The 17,193-nt window shown below is 67.0% G+C and carries 16 protein-coding genes; 5 read left to right on the top strand and 11 right to left on the bottom strand.

Annotated features, from left to right (window positions below; translation table 11 throughout):
- Positions 1 to 36 precede the first annotated feature (36 nt).
- Positions 37 to 1,182 carry a glycosyltransferase family 4 protein gene (locus ACLBWX_RS01920; RefSeq protein WP_447675400.1) on the bottom strand — a complete coding sequence of 382 codons (1,146 nt, stop codon included), beginning with the start codon at positions 1,180 to 1,182 and terminating at the stop codon, positions 37 to 39.
- 268 nt (positions 1,183 to 1,450) lie between these two features.
- On the opposite strand from ACLBWX_RS01920, the gene ACLBWX_RS01915 reads away from it, so the two are divergent.
- Both ACLBWX_RS01915 and ACLBWX_RS01910 read left to right on the top strand, forming a co-directional pair.
- Positions 1,451 to 2,662, top strand: coding sequence for a glycosyltransferase family 4 protein (locus ACLBWX_RS01915; protein ID WP_447675399.1), 1,212 nt, complete (start codon positions 1,451 to 1,453; stop codon positions 2,660 to 2,662).
- Between the two features lie 214 nt (positions 2,663 to 2,876).
- Entirely contained in the window at positions 2,877 to 3,749 is an 873-nt protein-coding gene (locus tag ACLBWX_RS01910) for a glycosyltransferase family 2 protein (protein WP_447675398.1), read from the top strand.
- Positions 3,750 to 3,941: 192 nt separating this feature from the next.
- Here ACLBWX_RS01910 and ACLBWX_RS01905 read toward each other — a convergent pair whose 3' ends face one another.
- The 7 genes from ACLBWX_RS01905 to ACLBWX_RS01875 form a co-directional block, all read right to left on the bottom strand.
- Positions 3,942 to 4,325 (bottom strand): hypothetical protein, encoded by a 384-nt coding sequence (locus ACLBWX_RS01905; RefSeq protein WP_447675397.1) that lies wholly within the window; start codon positions 4,323 to 4,325, stop codon positions 3,942 to 3,944.
- An 11-nt stretch (positions 4,326 to 4,336) separates the two neighbouring features.
- On the bottom strand, positions 4,337 to 5,320 hold the full coding sequence (locus tag ACLBWX_RS01900; RefSeq protein WP_447675396.1) for a CsgG/HfaB family protein: 984 nt from the start codon (positions 5,318 to 5,320) through the stop codon (positions 4,337 to 4,339).
- A 147-nt stretch (positions 5,321 to 5,467) separates the two neighbouring features.
- Positions 5,468 to 5,923, bottom strand: coding sequence for a curli assembly protein CsgF (locus ACLBWX_RS01895; RefSeq protein ID WP_447675395.1), 456 nt, complete (start codon positions 5,921 to 5,923; stop codon positions 5,468 to 5,470).
- A gap of 54 nt (positions 5,924 to 5,977) precedes the next feature.
- Complete coding sequence (locus ACLBWX_RS01890) at positions 5,978 to 6,667, bottom strand: hypothetical protein (protein ID WP_447675394.1); 690 nt, start codon at positions 6,665 to 6,667, stop codon at positions 5,978 to 5,980.
- Between the two features lie 8 nt (positions 6,668 to 6,675).
- Positions 6,676 to 7,011 carry a curli-like amyloid fiber formation chaperone CsgH gene (gene csgH, locus ACLBWX_RS01885; protein WP_447675393.1) on the bottom strand — a complete coding sequence of 112 codons (336 nt, stop codon included), beginning with the start codon at positions 7,009 to 7,011 and terminating at the stop codon, positions 6,676 to 6,678.
- 74 nt (positions 7,012 to 7,085) lie between these two features.
- Positions 7,086 to 7,637: a helix-turn-helix transcriptional regulator gene (locus ACLBWX_RS01880; protein ID WP_447675392.1), complete on the bottom strand. Its 552-nt coding sequence runs from the start codon at positions 7,635 to 7,637 to the stop codon at positions 7,086 to 7,088.
- A 225-nt stretch (positions 7,638 to 7,862) separates the two neighbouring features.
- On the bottom strand, positions 7,863 to 8,078 hold the full coding sequence (locus tag ACLBWX_RS01875) for a hypothetical protein (protein ID WP_447675391.1): 216 nt from the start codon (positions 8,076 to 8,078) through the stop codon (positions 7,863 to 7,865).
- A 355-nt stretch (positions 8,079 to 8,433) separates the two neighbouring features.
- Here ACLBWX_RS01875 and ACLBWX_RS01870 point away from each other — a divergent pair, with 355 nt between their 5' ends.
- The 3 genes from ACLBWX_RS01870 to ACLBWX_RS01860 all read left to right on the top strand — a co-directional run bounded on the left by ACLBWX_RS01870 (position 8,434) and on the right by ACLBWX_RS01860 (position 11,470).
- Positions 8,434 to 9,681 carry a hypothetical protein gene (locus tag ACLBWX_RS01870; RefSeq protein WP_447675390.1) on the top strand — a complete coding sequence of 416 codons (1,248 nt, stop codon included), beginning with the start codon at positions 8,434 to 8,436 and terminating at the stop codon, positions 9,679 to 9,681.
- A 179-nt stretch (positions 9,682 to 9,860) separates the two neighbouring features.
- The gene (locus tag ACLBWX_RS01865; protein WP_447675389.1) at positions 9,861 to 10,436 is read left to right on the top strand and encodes a hypothetical protein; all 576 of its coding nucleotides are present in this window, start codon (positions 9,861 to 9,863) and stop codon (positions 10,434 to 10,436) included.
- A 140-nt stretch (positions 10,437 to 10,576) separates the two neighbouring features.
- Positions 10,577 to 11,470, top strand: coding sequence for a lytic transglycosylase domain-containing protein (locus ACLBWX_RS01860; RefSeq protein WP_447675388.1), 894 nt, complete (start codon positions 10,577 to 10,579; stop codon positions 11,468 to 11,470).
- A gap of 2 nt (positions 11,471 to 11,472) precedes the next feature.
- Here ACLBWX_RS01860 and ACLBWX_RS01855 read toward each other — a convergent pair whose 3' ends face one another.
- The 3 genes from ACLBWX_RS01855 to ACLBWX_RS01845 all read right to left on the bottom strand — a co-directional run bounded on the left by ACLBWX_RS01855 (position 11,473) and on the right by ACLBWX_RS01845 (position 16,965).
- Positions 11,473 to 11,937, bottom strand: coding sequence for a hypothetical protein (locus ACLBWX_RS01855; RefSeq protein WP_447675387.1), 465 nt, complete (start codon positions 11,935 to 11,937; stop codon positions 11,473 to 11,475).
- 1,342 nt (positions 11,938 to 13,279) lie between these two features.
- A complete protein-coding gene (locus ACLBWX_RS01850) occupies positions 13,280 to 15,526 on the bottom strand; it encodes a polysaccharide biosynthesis tyrosine autokinase (RefSeq protein WP_447675386.1) in 2,247 nt (748 codons plus the stop codon).
- 776 nt (positions 15,527 to 16,302) lie between these two features.
- Positions 16,303 to 16,965 carry a hypothetical protein gene (locus ACLBWX_RS01845; protein ID WP_447675385.1) on the bottom strand — a complete coding sequence of 221 codons (663 nt, stop codon included), beginning with the start codon at positions 16,963 to 16,965 and terminating at the stop codon, positions 16,303 to 16,305.
- Positions 16,966 to 17,193 lie beyond the last annotated feature (228 nt).

The raw sequence follows: 17,193 nt of genomic DNA, 5'->3' as shown, positions 1-17,193 counted from the left end.
CGCGCTCCGAGGTCGGGTCCGCCGCAGCCGCTTGCCCTACCGCACCGCCGGCGTGGACGGGAACGACCCGGCAGCCGCCGGTACGGACGGTCCCCGGGCGCCGCTCGGACGCGCCAGCATGCGCAGATAGAGTTCCGCCGATCGCTGCCAGCTGAAACACCGGGCCTGAGCCAGGCCTCTGTCGACCAGCGCCGTGCGCAAGGTCGGATGGCGACGGAGAAGCCGGAACTGCGCATGCCAGCGCCGCATGCGCGTAGGATCGGCGTAGAGCGCGGCATCGCCGCAGATTTCCGGCAGACTGGCGCGGTCCGAGACGACCACCGGGCAGCCGAGTGCCATGGCTTCGAGCGGTGGAAGTCCGAAGCCTTCGGTGAGCGAGGGGAAGGCGAGGCAGAGCGAGCGCTGGAGCAGCGCCGCGAGTTCCGCGTCCTCCAGGCGTCCGAGCCAGGCGATGCCCGGTCCCGCCACGTGAGGCATCTGCTGCGCGAAAATTCCGGGATTGCTCTGCCCCACCACCGCGATCCGGAAGCCGTCCCGCACGAGCCGATCCGCCATCCCCAGGATCGCCCCGACGTTCTTGTGGGGGGCCGCGCTGCCGAGGAGCACGATCGTGTCCGCCCCCGAAGCCTCCGCGACCGCCCGCGACATCCGGGGTCGCCAGGCGTGGACGTGCTCATGACCGTTGGGGATGACGGAGATCCGCTCTGCCGGCGCGATTCCGAAGGTCGCGATCTGATGGGCGGAGAACTTCGACACCGTGGTGATCGCGCGGACACGCCGCCCGATCAGGGGCTGCATGATCCTGTACAATCCTCGGAACGAGCGGGAATAGCTTTCGGGGCAGATCCGCGGGTTCAGGTCGTGGATGCAGACGATCTGGTTCGCGATCGCGATCGGCCCCGTGTTGCCGAGACTGAGGAGGCCGCCCCGGACGCAGGTCGGGAGCTCGACCTGCTCCCACGCATGGCCGGTGAGCCGGCCGATGGTGCGAACCGGGATGTGCTGCAGATCGAGGCTGCCGGCGCCGCGCGGAACGGCGAGGTCGAGTTCCACGGCATCGGCGAACTCACCGCCCTCGCCGACGAGGCGATCCAGCGTGGTCACGATCTGGCGCGCGTAACGCTGTACGCCGGTCATGGGCTGCGCCAAGAAGCGGCCGTTGATCGTCCATCGCTGCCGCATGCCGGCCGCCTCCCCACCGGTTCCGCACTAGCATCGGCCCGCCGGCGCCGTCAGAGGCAATCGCGGTCCGCACCGTACCTCGAAGGGTCGGGTGGATGTGCGAAAGCGTGGAGGGGATCCGTCCTTTGGGTGACTGCCCGTGGCATCGGGGATGCCGCACGTATCGGATGCACGGGCGGAGGCGCGACGGGGCGGACGGTGTCCGCCGGGCGCGATCGCCGAGGCTGACGGGCATGCGACCGGTTGCAACGTGAGTACGGGCCAGGCCATGAGCAACAGCGTCGTCAAAGGGGCCGCCTTTCGGTCGTATGCCGGCGGGACCGCTGCGGCGCACGCGACCGCCATCCCCGACACGTCCAGGCAGCGGCCGCGGGGACATGCGTCCACCCGCTCCTGGACCATCAACGGCGATTTCCTCACCCTCAATCCGGAGGGGGTCGCGCGCTACGCGCGCGAACTGGTCCGGGCGCTCGATTCCCTGGTGAGTGAGGGGCATCCGCTCACGGAGGGGCTGCGCCTCACGATCGTCTCGCCGATCGCACCGCCCGAATCGTTCAGCCTGCAGACGATCCCGGTGCACGTCGTTCCGGAAGCCATCCGCCCGCATCTTCCGCAGGTCTGGGTGCAGTTTCAGCTGCCACGTCATGTCAGCGACGGCCTTCTGAGCTTCTGCAACCTCGCGCCGCTCGCGGTCTCGCGCCAGATCGTCTGCATCCACGATCTGCAGACGCGTCTGACGCCGAAGAGCTACGGCCGGCTGTTCAGGTGGATCCATCGCGTGATGCTGCCGCTGCTGGGGCGCCGGGTCGCTCGCATCGTCACGGTGTCGGAAGCCTCGCGCCAACATCTCGCCACCTACGGGGTCGCCGTGCCCGGCAAGATCTCGGTCGGCTACAACGGCAGCGATCACGCCCTTCGCTGGCAGCCCGACCGCGCCGGCGTTCAGGCCGCGCCGAGGCCCTACGTCCTGTGCATCGGCCGAACCCAGGCCCACAAGAACCCGGAGCTCGTCCGGTCGATCGCCGCGCCCCTCGATGCCGCCGGTTTCGACCTCGCCGTCGTGGGCAACCCGGACCAGTTGCGCCCGCTCATGGGCGAGGCGGCCAACCTGCGATATCTGGGACGCCTCGACGACGACGCGCTGGCCGCGACCCTGCGGACGGCCCATTGTCTCCTCCTGCCCTCCCGCTTCGAAGGTTTCGGCCTTCCCGCCGTGGAGGCGATGGCCTGGAACTGTCCGGTGATCGCTTCGACGTCGCCCTGCCTCCCGGAGATCTGCGCGAGTGCCGCCCTCTACGCGGACCCGGAAGAGCCCGACGCCTGGGTGGCCGCGATCCTGAGCCTCGCGGCCGACCCGGAGCTGCGGGCGCGTCTCGTCGCGGCTGGCCAGCGAAGGGTCGAGCGGTTTAGCTGGCGTGCCGTCGCCGAGACCTATCTGTCGCTGATGGCCGAGATGGACGCCGGAAGGGCCGAGGCGTGACCGCGGCTGCCGGCGGTCTCCCCGCATTCGCGGATCGGGCGAGCGGCCGCAGGGCCGCGCAGGCTTGCGGCCAGAGCTGGACGCCGCTCCGGGGGCTGTGCGCGCAGGACTCTCCGGCGGGAGCGACGCCGACGCGGGAAGTCCTGGGGTCGGCCGGATCGCAAACCTCGCCACGACTTGAGACCGTCAGACCCTTCGCTTCAGGTGGCGTGACATGAAACTGGCAGTCGTGATCCCGACCCTCGGTCGAAACGATCTCCTCTCGCGGCTCCTCGCGCATCTGGCCCGGCAGAGACGGCTTCCCGATGCGGTCGTCGTGTCGGCCGTCGACCCGGACGGGATCGATGAAACCCGGTCCTATCCCTTCCCGGTACGGTTCATCTACGGACCGAAGGGCTTGTGCGCCCAGCGCAATCGCGCGTTGCGGATGGTCGTGGACACCTTCGATGTCGTGACTTTCTTCGACGACGATTTCATTCCGGCCGACACCTACCTGGAAGCGCTCCTGGTCGCGATGGCCGGGAACCCGGACTGGGTCTCCGTCATGGGCCACGTGCTCTACGACGGCATCGGCGGACCGGGCCTCAGCTTCGACGATGGGCTCCTCCGCCTCGCGAACGCCCGGGACCCAGCGGGCATGCCCATGACGGTCACGCTGCAGACGGGGTCCTACGGCTGCAACATGTCGGTGCGTACGAAGGCCGTCAAAGGGCTCGCCTTCGACGAGCGCCTCGTTCTCTACGGCTGGCAGGAGGACATCGATTTCACGCATCAGCTCTGGCGCAAGGGCAAGGTCGTGCAGATCGACACCCTGACGGGTGTCCATCTGGGCCATAAGTCGGGCCGCGTGAGCGGACTCCGCTTCGGCTACTCGCAGGTCATCAATCCGCTCTACCTCATCCGGAAAGGGACCATGCCGGCGCTGTACGGCCTGCGCCTGATCCTCCGGAACCTCCTGGCCAACGTCCTGAAGAGCGTCCGCCCGGAGGCCTACATCGATCGACGCGGGCGTCTCCGAGGCAACCTGCTGGGTCTGTGGCACGCCGTGGTCGGACGCGTCGAACCCGAGTTCATCCTCAGGCTCTAGGCCCGGGCGCCGCCGGGCCGGATCGTGCTACCCGAGATCGGCGATCCGGTGTCGGACGCCTTCGGACGGTCCTTCGCCCGCCATCGCGCAGGGACGGGCCGGCTTCCAGGAGAGCGGGGCCGCATCCGGCCATCGGGCCGCGACGCGCGGCGACGTCGACACTCCGCACCCGGGTGCCCTGCGCATTCCGCCTCAGGCGGAGGCGATCCACCGGGCGGCCTCGCTGCGCGGATCGGACGACGCCTGCCTGCACCGATAAGCGCTTCCGATCGCGCTCGCCCCGCCCCAGCCTGCGGACGGATTGGTGAGGTACAGGTGCGTGCCCCCGAGCGCGGCCGTCCGCCGGCGAAGCGCATCCTGGAACGCCTCGTAGCCCGAAGGCGGGCGAGCGCCTGGAACGAAGGTCGGAGCTCCGACGGGTGCGATGAAGGCGCAGGTCGTGACCGCGGCGAGATCGGTGACGATCGCCACCGGCGGGGGCTGGTTGCCGGTGGACACGCATCCGGCCAGGGCGAGGCCCAGGCAGGCGTGAGGGGTCAGGCGCAGCATACGGATGATCGGCAGAGGGGCGGGCATGGCGCGGCGACCTATCGGGAGGGCGTGTCGCCGGCGCGGAGCGGCGCCTCGGGCGGAGACGCGGGTGCGGCGGCGGCCGGCGGGGACGCCTCGAGACGGGAATACTGGGTCGGCGGCACCGGCTCGGCCAGTTCGGCCTTCGCACCCACCACCGGTGCGCCGCGATACCGCTCGATTAACGCGGCGGCGCTGCCGCCGTTCTTGAACTTCCACAGCTTGCGCTCGGCGCCCTCGATGACGAGGGAGTAGACCGCGAGCTCGATCGCTTCGCGAACGGCCAGCTGCGTCGGTTCGTTGCGCGAGAAGCCCGTTTCGGCTTCGAGGATCCGGTCGAGGGCCACGAACTTGTAGATGTTGCCCGAGACCAGGACCGAGTAGATCGTCTTCGTGGTGGTGACGCTGAGGATCACCTGCCCGCTCTGGACCGAGACCACACGCATGGCCACCGTGACCATGTCGCGGCGGTACTTGGTATCGAGGCCGACCCCGAGATAGCGGGCGCCGAGGCCCCCCGTCACCGTATTAGCGTCGTAGGCCAGAATTCCGCCCTCCACCAGGAGCCCGGCGAAGCGCAGGGGCGGGAGCGGCTTGGCGTTCACGCCCTCGAACTCCGTCCGCGTCGCGCGGATGAGCTGGCGCTCCTGCAGCAGCGACTGCAGGCCGCCGCGCTCCACCACGTTGAACCACTTGCCGCCGCCGGCCCTGCGCAGGGCGTCGACGGCGAAGGCCGAGCCGCCCTGCGTCACGGCGCGCGAGTATTCGGCGAAGTTGTCGCTCGGCTTGTTCTGTCCGGTGAGGTCGGGGAAGGCATAGATGGCGACGTCGATCGCCCGCTCCGGAGGCGGCAGGGTCTCCAGACCGATTCCGGTGGGAGAGGCGGGCGTGATCACCGGGGCTTCCGCCAGCGGCTCGCGCTGGCCCAACACGGTCTCGCATCCGGCCAGTGCGAGGCAGGCGAGGCAGGCGACGAGCAAGCGCTTGGGGAACAGGGTCATCCGAGGGCACCGGGAGGCATTGATGGCAGCGATCCGTCCGGTCCGGGGCACTGAGGACCCCGGGGCGGAGCTGCGGTTCGCGGTTCCGTGGGATCCGGCAGGTCCTCGAAGAGCGAGGGCGAGATCTCACGCGAGGAACGAGGAAGGTCAGAAGCCGAGCGGGACCGTCACCGTGGAGACGGTCGCACCGTCGTTCACGGAGATCTGGACGTTGGGGCCGAGCTGCTGGAACTGGATCGTCGTGCCCTGGACGACGAAGGTCCCGCTCTGCTGTGCGTTCTCTCCGAAGATCGCATTGGTGATGCGGTCGGCCACCGCCGCCAGCAGGCGCGCATTGATGACCGCAGCGAAGTTCGAGGCCGTGGAGGGGGTGTTCCGGGTTTGCTGCTGCTGCTGCGCGATCTGCTGGGCCATCGCGTCGGCGATCTGCTTCTGGCGAACGAAGATGTTCTGTGCCGTCGCCTGCGACTGCAGCCAGTTCCCATTCAGCGGCGAGCCACCGAAGGAGGGGTTCACGGGCTGATAGTTGAGCGGGCTCGCCGCGGCCGGGAACAGCGGCCCCAGCAACGCGAATGTAAAAATGATAAATCCACGCCCCGGCATCGCCGCCTCCCTTTAACCATCCGCGGCGATAAGCCTATCTGCGCAGGCCTGACATCATCGCGAAGAACGGGCCGAGTTTACCCCACCCATTGATGGCGGCAACCCGGTCGGATTTGTTGCGAGTGCTGATCCAATACTTCTCTGATCCACAGTGATATTTTTATCACCGGAATTCGATGACGTAATGGAGAGGCCGTAGGATAAATTCGAACCGTTCTGCGTATTCGTGATGGTGTAACCCGAGCCGACGACGCTGATGTTCGAGGCGTTTCCGTATCCGACCTGACTGTTCACGAGGGCGTTGCTGTCGCCCAGGAGGCCAAGGGTCGATTGATTCAGCGCCCCATCCTGGGTCTGTGAGGTCACGTTGCCCGTCCCGGACACGCTGGCGCGAGCCGTGTTGCCGACGCCCGTCTGCGTGATGGCACTGCGGTTCACGGTGCCGGTCTGATCGATGATCGCGATGTTCCCGGATTGCGCGGACCCCGCCGCCCCGGACCGGCCGGCCGCGGCGACGGTCTCGGACAGGCCGCCCGTGGCCCGCGATGCGGCCGGCAGGCCCAGCGTGGCCGGAGCCGCGCTGACGAGCGCCGACTCGATCGCGGCCTGGTTCGACGGCCGCCGCGGTGAGGTCGCGGCCGTTGGATCGATCTGGCCGATATAGACGCTCTGCTGGGCGGCCAGGGGCGTGCCGCAGGCGAGCCCCAGAGCGACCACCAGGGCGCGCGTGACGGGGAGAGTCATGGGGCACCTCATAGGGGCGTCGTCGTCGCGGAACTGGCCTCGCAGCCGATCCGCTGGCCGTCGACATCAAGCGTCAGGGTCGCCTCGAATCCCGCATCGGGCTCCAGGCTGAGGCGGACTTCTCCGAGCCCGGCCTGGCCACCGGCCGCGACCTCGAACCGCCCGCCCTGCGACACGCGGGACGAGCCGCCGGGACCGGTCTTGACCACCAGCAAGGTGTAGGTGCCCACCACGTCGCGGCGCGCCAGCGCGATGCCGCGCAGCGTCGTGAGCGGCCCTGAGGTCTCCCGCTGGATCCGGCACCGAAGGGCGCCCTCCGCGGGCGATCCGGCTGCCGGTTCCATGCCGTGGGCTCCGATCGAGAGGAGGGGAAGGAGGGCGCCGAGGAGTGCGCCGACGGACGCGCGTGCTGTCCGCCTCATGGAAAGATCGCGACCCGGGTCAGCAGCGCGACGAGTTCGGCCTGTCGGCGGGTCTGGGTCTTGGTGAACACGGCCGAAAGCTGGGTCCGGAGCGTCGCACTGCTGAGGCCCATCTTGGTCGAGGCCTCCGACAGGGTTCGGCCGCTGACGATCTCGATCGCCAGGCGCGCCTCGGCCGGCGTCAGGTCGAACAGCTTCTGAAGGACGTTGAGCGTTGGACGCGGAGAATGCCGCAGATCCACCAGGATGATGACCGTTCGCGACCCGGGCGATCCGGTTTGCGCCAGCGGGATCGTATGCAGCACCAGGGGAGCGCCGGTCGACCGGGAAACCGTCACCCAGGTCTCGGACTCGATCTGCAAAGCTTGGCCGGCTTGCTTCAGGAGGCTGCGTAGCGCGCGCCGGCTTCCCTCCGGAGACGGAATGCCCAGCGATCCAAGTTCCTGCTGGCCGAGAATGTATGCGGCTGTCGTATTCAGGTCCATCGGATCCCCTTCGGAATCGACGACCACAGCGCCGCAGCTCATCCTGTCGAGCAACTGCAGCAAGGGCTGACCTGAACTCACGATGACTCCGCAACGCTTTCAAGATGCTCAGCATCTGTAGCGAATTTCGATTAATTTTTACAACCGAGCTTTGTCCGAAATCTCTCCGGCGTACCGGGTTGAAATTACGGAGTGCGCATTGCGCAGGTTCGATCGAAAGAATCGGCGGCGTGATATTGCGCTGCAACACTCCAGTGCGACATCGATACCGGTGCGGGTTCCACGATGTCATGGGCTGATCAGCCAGCTCGACGGCATGCAACTGCGAACCCAGTTCTCCGCGTCGCCGAGGGACGCGAAGATGAGCCCCTCCGCCTCGAACGGTCCGAGCCCGAGCTGCAGGAACCACCCGCTCTCCGCCTCGACGAGGAGCGCGACCAGACGACCGTGAACCCAGATCAGATAGGCGCTCTCGTGCTCGAAGGAGGACGCCGCTCTGATCACTTGAGATGTCACGTACGGCATGACGGCGGAAGGCCAATCGAAAGAACAGGTCGGAGTGCCTGCTGAAGGCACAGTAACTAGCGCCTAAGTCGATCGACGCGCATCATCTGTTTGGATGATTAACCCTAATCTGCCATCGTCGTGTCCATCGCGACATCGTCCTAAACAAATTCTAAATTGTCATCCAATTGGATGATGTGGATCGGTCGGACACTGTGTAGCTAACAGATCGTTAAGGATTGAATGCCCGGCGGGGCAACCGAGTATATCCTTTGACATAAACGGCGGCGCAAGTCCGCTCATCGACACTTGGGAGGAGGCGGAAGCCTCTACTCCGCACGGGAGTTTAGCCATTATGCATAAGCATCTTCTCGCTCTTTCCATGGGCGTTGCTGCAATCGGCCTGACGACGTCTGCTTTCGCAGGGGATCGCAATACCGTCGACTTGACCCAGAGTGGAACGAATAACCGGACGACGACCTCTCAGCAGGATGGCTCCGCGGGCACCCGATACATCCGCGTCAACCAGGACGGCACCAGCAACACCGTCGACGCCACCCAGGCCGGCGGCTCCGAGAACGGGCAGATCTTCGTCGACCAGAAGGGCGTCGGCGGCAATACCGCGGCGAAGAATTCGGCGACGGCGACGCAGGGCAACGGCTCCACGAACAGCTTCATCCAGATCACGCAGGGCGGCTTCGCCGATGGCGGCAACAACAGCGGCACCGCCAACGTGTTCCAGGGGCAGGGTAACGACAACCAGGCTCGAGTGAACCAGACGGCGACGCTCGCGACCGCGACGGTGACCCAGGTCGGCAATCAGAACCGGGCGACGACCGATCAGACTCAGGGGACTGGTTCGGCGCAGTACTCGTCCATCGTCGTCAATCAGCAGTCGAACAACAACCAGGCCTATGCGCTTCAGACGACAGGTTTGACCAACGCAAGCATCTTCCAGGGCGGCGGCGGTTCGCATGTGGTCGAGTCTTATCAGACCGGCGGCACGGCAAACCTCACCGTTGACCAGACTGGTGTCTCGAACAGAACCTACAATCTCCAGTCGACAGGCGGCGGCAACGGTCGCGACGCGACCATCGTGCAGCGTGGCGAGCGTGGCTACGTGCAGAACGTGCAGGGCGGTTCGATCAACACCTTCATCGGCATCCAGGATGCCGGCAGTGTGCAGAGCCAGATCTACAATACGCAGAGTGGCAACGGTGTTTTCGCCGACACTTATCAGGGTAGTGGCACCAATAACCTGATCGTCAACACTCAGAATGGAACCGGTGGAAACGCGAGGCTGTACCAGTACGGTGGCGACGCCAACACGATCTACAACACCCAATCGGGCACGAACGACATCTCTCTGATCACCCAGTTCGGGAACACCAACTACGTGCAGCTCGTGCAGGGTGGTTCGGGCGTCGCCGGCAACAACGCAGAGATCGTCCAGTCCGGCAACAACAACACCGTCAACGGCATGCAGATGCAGTCCGGCGGCCCCGGGGGGCAGAACGTGATGACGATGTCGCAAAACGGTTCGTTCAACACGACGACGTTCAGCCAGTCGGGCGCCGGCAACATCGCCACGGTCCGCCAGTAAGCGCTCCCTGCGCGACGCGGCGACCGGCCTCCCCTGGATGTCGGTCGCCGCGTCGAGCATTTCGCCTGCGGTTTCACAGCTTTCGCATTCTCCGCGCGAGGCGGCGTTCGGATCAGCGCGATGGCATCCGCCATCGGAGCGTCGACGTCGCATAGCGCATCGTCCTGTCAGAGCGGCTCATGATCCGGTTCCTTGCCACGACGGCTCTCGCCATCCTCGCCGTCCCGGTCCTCTCCGCGACGACGGCGCAGGCACAGGCGCCCGCAGCGGCCTGCAACGCGGATTGTGTCCGCTCGAACGCCGACCGGGCGCTGCAACCCTGTGCGTCTCAGATCGAAGCGCAGGCTCCCAACGACTTCGACTGGATCTCGCGACCCTACGGAGGCATCTTCCAGGAAGCCGATCCACCGGAGGTTCCGACGTCCTCCGTGGTGCGCTACCGGGGCGATTCCATCCGCTTCCTAAGCCCGCAAAGGGAATGGGCGCGGATCATCTACGAGTGCAGCTGGGACGCGGCCGCCGGCAAGGTGATCGCCGTGAAGGTCCGGATCGGCCTCCTCGGCAAGCCGAACGCCGTGGCGACGGCCCCGATGTCCGGCGCTCGGCCGCCCGAGGCCGCGAGGCCGGCGCCCGCCATGGTCGCGGCTCCCCCCGTCGCTGCGGCGGTCCCCCCTCCAGCCGGCCGCCTCAAGGTCGGCGAACCGACGATGACGGAAGTGCGCCAGGTGACACCGAAGCCCGGGACCGTGCGCTGATCCCATAACGGATCGAACATCATCGGCATTCTAGAATGGCACGAACGTCACTTCGGCGGCGTCTTACGGTCGGTGCAAACATCCACAAGATCAAGGGCCAGCCCGGGAAACGCGGCGGCACCCCCGGGGGAGGGTTTCTCATGCGGTCGATCGGTGTCGGTCTCGTCGCTCTCCTGTCCATCGTCGCGGTCGAGGCCGGCGCCGCGCCGCAAGCACCCGGCGGCGAGGCCGAACTCCTGGCCCAGTTGCGCGCCGGCTCCGGGACGACGGCTTCCCAGTTCCTGATGCCGACCTCGGGTTCGACCCTGACCCCGCAGGGGTCCGCCACGCCGCGCTTCCTGCAGGCGAGCGCGGCCGGACCCGTCGCCTTCGCGCCGCTGGTGGAGGCCGCCGCCCATCGCCACGGCATCGCGATCGACTTCTTCAAGCGTCTGATCCGGCAGGAGAGCGGCTACAACCCCAACGCCGTCAGCTCTGCGGGCGCTCAGGGCATCGCCCAGTTCATGCCGGGCACGGCGGCGATGATGGGCCTGGACGATCCGTTCGACCCGGCCAAGGCCCTGCCGAAATCCGCCGAACTCCTGGCCGCGCTGCACCGGCGCCTCGGCAACGAAGGGCTTGCGGCCGCGGCCTACAATGCCGGGGAGGGCCGCGTGCGCGCCTGGTTGTCGGGCCAGGGCGGCCTGCCGCTCGAGACGCGCAACTACGTGCGGGCGATCACCGGCCGGGAGGCCGAGGAATGGGCGCCGGCGAACCTTTCGGCGATCCTGGTGCCGGTTTCCCTGCCGGCGGCACGCAGATCCGCCTTCACCGGAGCGTCCGCCCGCATCTCCCCGGAATGGGCCTTCGCCCTCACGATCCTGCCCTCCGCGGCTGCGAATTCGGCCTTCGCCAAGCCTGCCGCGTCCCGGCCTGCGCAGACGGCTCAGGCGGCTGCGCGGCCGGGACGGAGGGTCGGCCGCCCGGTCTCGGGAGAGGCGGCGCTGTGCGAGGGCATGCGCAGCACCGGCTGCATCGTCGCGGCCGTGTATTGAGTCTATCGCTGGTCCACGCGCAGGACGTTGCCCTGGCCGACCTGCACTGCCGACATCCGGTTTCCGTATCCGCTCTGGATCGCGACGATCGCCTGATCGGACCCCGATTGCTGCAGCACGAGGGCGTTCTGGCTCCCCAGCGTCACCGCCTCGATGGTGTTGTTCCCACCGCTCTGGGTTGCGGCGATGCTGTGGTTCCACCCGGTCCGATGGATCGCGAGTCGGTTGTCCGAGCCGGTCTGCTGCAGGTCGAGGGCATGAGCCCCGCCGCTCGGGTTCAGGAGATGGGACTCCGGCCCCATACGCCGCGAAGGGGACGGGGCCGCCGAAGCCAGCGGGTTCGATCGCATCGCGCTGGGCGAAACCTGGCCGATCCAGATCTCGTTCGCCCATGCCGGAAGCATGCCGTCGAGGAGGAGCGCCGTGGCGCAGGTCATCCAAAGGGCTGGACGAGAAAATCTGCGCATTGTCTGTAATCCTGGCAGCCCTTAAGATCCTGAGATCAGTAGGGCATCTGTCTTTCCGGTGAGTTAAGCCACGATTGGAAATCGATCCCGTGCCGCAATCGACCTGTGACCTGACGTGACGACACTGATGCTCCGAATCTTCTGGGCTGCGACGGCCGTCCTCGGGCTCTCCGGCGCGCTGGCGCGCGCGCAGACGGCCGGGAACGTGAACGATTGCACGTTGATCCAGGACCCGACCGAACTGCGCAATTGCATCCTGCGCTTCGAAGGACAGCGGACGCCGCCCCCGGTGACGCTGGAGAGCGGGACGGATGCGAACGGGCGCCCGATCCCGGCGGGCGACGGCACATTCGAGCCAGCCGCGGCCGCCGTGCCTCCCCTGTCGAAAGCCGGTCCGCGGCTGCCCCGATCGACCGCGGCCCACGGGAACACGAGCCGGCCCCGCGGCAGCCGGATCCCGCAGAAGCTCCGGCCGCAACCGCGTCCGAGGGGACAGGATGTCTGGGTCGAACAGCTCAGCCTGCCGCATCGGAAAGGAAAATGACCTTCACCCGCCGGGACGGTCCACACGCCTCCCAGGCGCCGGGGCCGTCTCGATCCGTCGGATCCTCCGCTGCGGGACTTTCGGACGGGAGCGCACCTGCACCCGCCGGTCGCACCGCACGCATGCGCAGCCTCGCTCACCCGAAAGGACCGCATGCGCCGCGTGCCTCAACCGCTGCGCAGGAGAGGACGGCGGCGACCGCAAGCAGACGCGCGATGCGCTTTCCTTCATCGGGCTTCACCTGTCCGACTTCGGACGGATAGCGGACGGGCGCTGGCAGGATCACGAGCTTGGGTGGGATCACGGGGCTGGGGCCGGTTGCGAATCCCGGTCGGGACATGCCCGAGGTGAATCGGCCTGCCGGTCGCCACCCGTATAAGCCTCCGTGCCCGCGCCGGTTCGAGAGCTCCGAGGCGACGGGATCGTGCGGAAATCGCGTGGCAGGGCGTGCTCTGCTGGAAACGCCCTGCGCGGTGTCTATCGCATGCGCAGGCCGGGTTGCCCGCCGCCGAGTCCGTCCTCGGGGTCGAGCCGGACGGCCATCGCCCCGGGTCGTCCGGGACGGATCTCGTTCGAGGCTCGCGGGGAGGGGCCGACGATGCCGAACCTCGGTCTCAGGTCACAAGCGCTGCTCGTCTGCCCTGTCCGGTTCGCTCGCCCCGGATGCTGGCTCGAAGGCCGGCGGATTTCTGCACGCCGGATCCCTGGCCATCACGGTTTGAGGGCTGTCGAGGCCCTTCTGCTGGGCGGAGGCACCTGGGTGGCGACGTCGACGTCGCCGCCCGGGTGCGGGGAAGGTCAGGCGGCTTCTTCGTGATAATAGTCGCTGTAGTAGCGTCCCTTGTAGAACTCGAGACGCTTCAAGGCGGCGATGTCGGCATTGTTGAGGACGACGCCGAGGGTCCGCTCGTGGATCGCGCCGGCGTTCGAGAGCGCCTCGACGACGGCGTGTTGGGAGGTCTTGCCCCATTCGACGACGTAGACGAACGCATCGATGAGGTGAGCGGCGGCTTTGGCGTCCGCCACCGACATGATCGGCGCGAAGTCGACGAAGACGTACTCGTAGGTCCCGCGCGCATCCGACAGAAGCTGAGCCATCGCCATCGACGAGAGGAGTTCGGCCGTGTTGGGAATCCGCTGCGGCACGACCGCCGGAAGGAAGTCCAGGCCGGTCTCGGTGTCGCGGCAGACCCCGTCCGCGAGGCTTACCGCGCGGCGGAGAACCTCGACGACGCCGACCTCGGCATGGGGGGTGAGATTGCGGGTGAGGGTCGGGTTGCGCAGATCGCCGTCGATCAGCAGGACCCGGTGACCGGTCTGGGCCACCAGTTCCGCCAGATTGGCGGCCACGGTGGTCTTGCCCTCCTTCGGCAGGGACGAGATCAGTCCGATGACCCGCACCTCGCGTCCGAGGCGCGCGATGTCGATCGAGACCTTCACGTTGCGCAGAACCTCCGTATAGCGCGAGAACGGCGTATCGACGACGTGCCGGAAGCGACTGCCCTTCCCGAGGGCGACCTTCGACGTGACGTTGATCGCCGAGGGCAGGCTCGCGCCGGAATCCGGGACCGACGGAAGAATGCCGATGCATTCCAGGCCGGTCTGCTGCTTGATCTCGGCCGGGGTGCGGAAGAAGCTGTTCAGGAGTTCGAGGCCGATCGCCGCGACGACCCCCATCATGAAGCCCGCGATCGTGCCCGCCGGAACGATCAGCATCGTCTTCGGACCGGATTTCCCCGACGGCTCCGTCGCCGGCGTGATCACGCGCGCATCGGTGATCGGGAAGGTCTGCTGCTGCGTCGCCTCCTCGAACTTCTGCAGGAAGCTGTCGTAGAGATTTCGGTAGGTCTGGGACGAGCTCTCGAGCTCGCGCAGCTTGACCTGCGCCTGGCTGCTCGTGCCGGCCTGGTCGACGAGCTTGGAGAGACTGGTCTCGAGGGAGACCTCGCGGGCACGGGCGATATTGTAGTCGCTCTCATAGGTCTGCGCGATTCTCCGGACCTCGTCGACGATCGAGCGCTTGAGCTCCTCCATCTGGTTGCGGAGATTCACCGTAGCGCTGTGCTGGGGGCCATACTTGGCCGACCAATCCGCCTCCTTGCGTGCGGCGTCGAGGTACTGCGCGCGCGCCCGGTTGATCACGTCGTTGCGCAGCGCGTCGGCGACCGTCGCATCCGGCAGATTTCCGCTGCTGATCTCGCGGACGCGATCGAGGCGGGCCTTGGCTTCCGCCGTGACCGCCCGCGCCTGGATGAGCTGGCTGTTCACGTCCGCCAGCGACTGCTCGCTCATCAGGCCGCGGCTCGTGTCGACGATGTTGTTTTCGGATTTGAACGCCTGCACGGCGAGATCGCTCTGCGTCGCCTGCGCCTTGAGCTCGGTGATGCGCTCCTGCAGCCACCGGCTGGCACGACGGGTGGCCTGGAACTTCGCGTCCAGCTCGCCGACCATGTAGGCGTCCGCGATCGCGTTCGCGAGGCGGGCCGACTTCTCAGGGTTCGTGGTCTGCACATCGACCTGGATCACGTAAGTCAGGCCGACGCGCTTCGCGGTGACGCGCTTCACGAAAGCCTGGATCGCATCCCGCTCGATGTCCTCCTGCGAGCGCACGGTCGGCTCCGAGTCATCCCAGGAAAACAGCGACAGCAGCGAGCCGATCAGGGACGGCGAGCCCGAGCCGACGAACTCCGGGTCCTTGAGCAGCTGCTGGTCGCGAATCACGGACCGCGCCACCCCCTCGGATTTCAGGATCTCGACCTGGCTCTCGACGGCACCGGCATCGACCGGGCCACCGAAGTTCACCTCCTGCTTCGACATCACGTTGTTCTTCCGGGTGTCGATCAGCAACTTCACCGAGGCGGTGTAGCGCGGCGCAGACGTGGCGACGTAACCCACGGCCAGAAACATGCCGACGAGCGTACAGGCCAGGATCACAGGCCACTGACGGCGCAGGATCATGACCATATCTTTGAGGTCGAGCTTCTTTGCCGGCCGTTCCTGTGGCTCTTCGGGCATGGGACGCGTCTGGTCCAGCAGCTTCAGCATCCCGATATTCTCCCACCGGTCATTTGGTGCGTTCGAAGACAATGTAACAAGGTGCCTTATCCGAGATCGATCAGGCAGACTCAGTGTCTGGAGCCCACATGGAGCCTATCGCCGGATTAGGCCGGCAATGCGTGTTTAGAAAGGCATCTCCGCCTAACCATCGGGTCGCGCCGGACCTTGAGGACGAAGGCCCGATATTGTGCCGCCGTTCCTCCGCGAGTTCGGCCGGAGGCCTCGGGTTTCGATGAGCCGACGCATCGGCACTGGGACCGTCCGCGTCGGTGCTGTCGATGTTCCAGATATCTGGTCGCCCCTCGCGGCTGCGTTGCCGCGGGTCATGCCGACACCCGCGGGTCCGGGAGGATTGCAGATCTCGCGGACCCGACCGCCGGGGATCCGAAGCAGATTCGGTGCCGTTCCGCTCTTCACATTCGAGCGAGCTGATGCGGTGCAGCAGATCGGCGCGCCGCCGACGAAACGAACGAAGGGGCCATCGCAGGCGATGCGAGCAGAGCGAGGGCGTGAACGAATCTCCGAGACGCGTCCGGACGTCGCGCCGACCGGCGGTCTTGAGAGAAACCAGTCCAACCATCCAGTCTTTGGACCTGCCCTCAAGACTGCAACCTCCTACCTGCGCGCTGCAACACGGCAGTCCCGGTCGCGGCTGGCTCCGTAGGCGGACTTTAGACCAAGCCCCTCCTCTTACAAGGTGCTGGTCCTTAAAAATTTGTGCGCCGCAGCGACCACGACGCGAGTGGGAAGTTTTTTTGCCGGGTCTAGGGTCGGAACGCGCTGACCGAGCCGGATCGGCTGGACAGAGGATCCCCGTTGGACGAGCCGCGGGCGCCCGCGCCGGCCGCTGCAACGAAGTTTCCGCTCAGGAGGTAGACGGATCCTGTGGGAAGGACCCCGCTGCTCCTCTCCAGCGGAGCGCGCGGATAGACGCCTCCGCCGGGGACGCTGTCGGCCACTTCGCCCGGCGGCACGGAAGGCGGATTGACCGGAACGGCTTCCGTCACGATGTCCCCCGCGACGCCTTCGAAGCCGCGCTGAACATCCTGGTTGCCGGCGACCACCACGGCGCGCTGCATCCGAAGTGCGATGGTCGGGTTGCTCCGCATGCAGATCACCGCCGCCGCACCCAATCCGGTGCCGAGCGCCCGCATCTGGTCGGCGGTTCCCTTGCCGTTCAGCGTCAGAAGCCGGTCGACCAGATCGGGACTCCGAAGGGTCGCATTGCGGACCTCGATCGCCATCGTCCCGCCGCCCTCGCCGAACTGGGTGAGGAGGGAGGCCGGATCGGCCGCGAAACGCTCCGCGGAAGCCTCGGTCTCGGGCGAGCGCGACGGCATGCATCCGTCCGTCGCCGCCGAAGCGCCGGAGGCCGAGAGGCCCGCGAGGACGACTGCTCCGAGGAGGGCCGCGTAACGTCTGGTCATTGACCCAAAGCCCTGAACCGGCAGGCACTTCCTGCACGGGCGACAACTTTAAGCGATGTCACCCGGTTCCACAATCAAATGTCCGCGATATTCACAGGTCCGAAATCGCCGATCCGGCGGGTCCTTCCTGTAGATCCACAATCGGCATCGGCCCTGGTCTTCGGCTTCGTCGAATCGCGGCCAGACACGCTGCGGTATGTTCCGTAGAGGGCGGACGCATGAACTTGA

Source organism: Methylobacterium sp. M6A4_1b, from assembly GCF_053345175.1.
This window is presented reverse-complemented; position numbering and strand designations above follow the sequence as displayed.

What these genes read in the sequence shown, in the direction of transcription:
- ACLBWX_RS01920 (WP_447675400.1), bottom strand. Translation starts at nt 1,182, where the DNA reads ATGCGGCAGCGATGGACGATCAACGGCCGCTTCTTGGCGCAGCCCATG.
- ACLBWX_RS01915 (WP_447675399.1), top strand. Translation starts at nt 1,451, where the DNA reads ATGAGCAACAGCGTCGTCAAAGGGGCCGCCTTTCGGTCGTATGCCGGC.
- ACLBWX_RS01910 (WP_447675398.1), top strand. Translation starts at nt 2,877, where the DNA reads ATGAAACTGGCAGTCGTGATCCCGACCCTCGGTCGAAACGATCTCCTC.
- ACLBWX_RS01905 (WP_447675397.1), bottom strand. Translation starts at nt 4,325, where the DNA reads ATGCCCGCCCCTCTGCCGATCATCCGTATGCTGCGCCTGACCCCTCAC.
- ACLBWX_RS01900 (WP_447675396.1), bottom strand. Translation starts at nt 5,320, where the DNA reads ATGACCCTGTTCCCCAAGCGCTTGCTCGTCGCCTGCCTCGCCTGCCTC.
- ACLBWX_RS01895 (WP_447675395.1), bottom strand. Translation starts at nt 5,923, where the DNA reads ATGCCGGGGCGTGGATTTATCATTTTTACATTCGCGTTGCTGGGGCCG.
- ACLBWX_RS01890 (WP_447675394.1), bottom strand. Translation starts at nt 6,667, where the DNA reads ATGACTCTCCCCGTCACGCGCGCCCTGGTGGTCGCTCTGGGGCTCGCC.
- csgH (WP_447675393.1), bottom strand. Translation starts at nt 7,011, where the DNA reads ATGGAACCGGCAGCCGGATCGCCCGCGGAGGGCGCCCTTCGGTGCCGG.
- ACLBWX_RS01870 (WP_447675390.1), top strand. Translation starts at nt 8,434, where the DNA reads ATGCATAAGCATCTTCTCGCTCTTTCCATGGGCGTTGCTGCAATCGGC.
- ACLBWX_RS01865 (WP_447675389.1), top strand. Translation starts at nt 9,861, where the DNA reads ATGATCCGGTTCCTTGCCACGACGGCTCTCGCCATCCTCGCCGTCCCG.
- ACLBWX_RS01860 (WP_447675388.1), top strand. Translation starts at nt 10,577, where the DNA reads ATGCGGTCGATCGGTGTCGGTCTCGTCGCTCTCCTGTCCATCGTCGCG.
- ACLBWX_RS01855 (WP_447675387.1), bottom strand. Translation starts at nt 11,937, where the DNA reads ATGCGCAGATTTTCTCGTCCAGCCCTTTGGATGACCTGCGCCACGGCG.
- ACLBWX_RS01850 (WP_447675386.1), bottom strand. Translation starts at nt 15,526, where the DNA reads ATGCTGAAGCTGCTGGACCAGACGCGTCCCATGCCCGAAGAGCCACAG.
- ACLBWX_RS01845 (WP_447675385.1), bottom strand. Translation starts at nt 16,965, where the DNA reads ATGACCAGACGTTACGCGGCCCTCCTCGGAGCAGTCGTCCTCGCGGGC.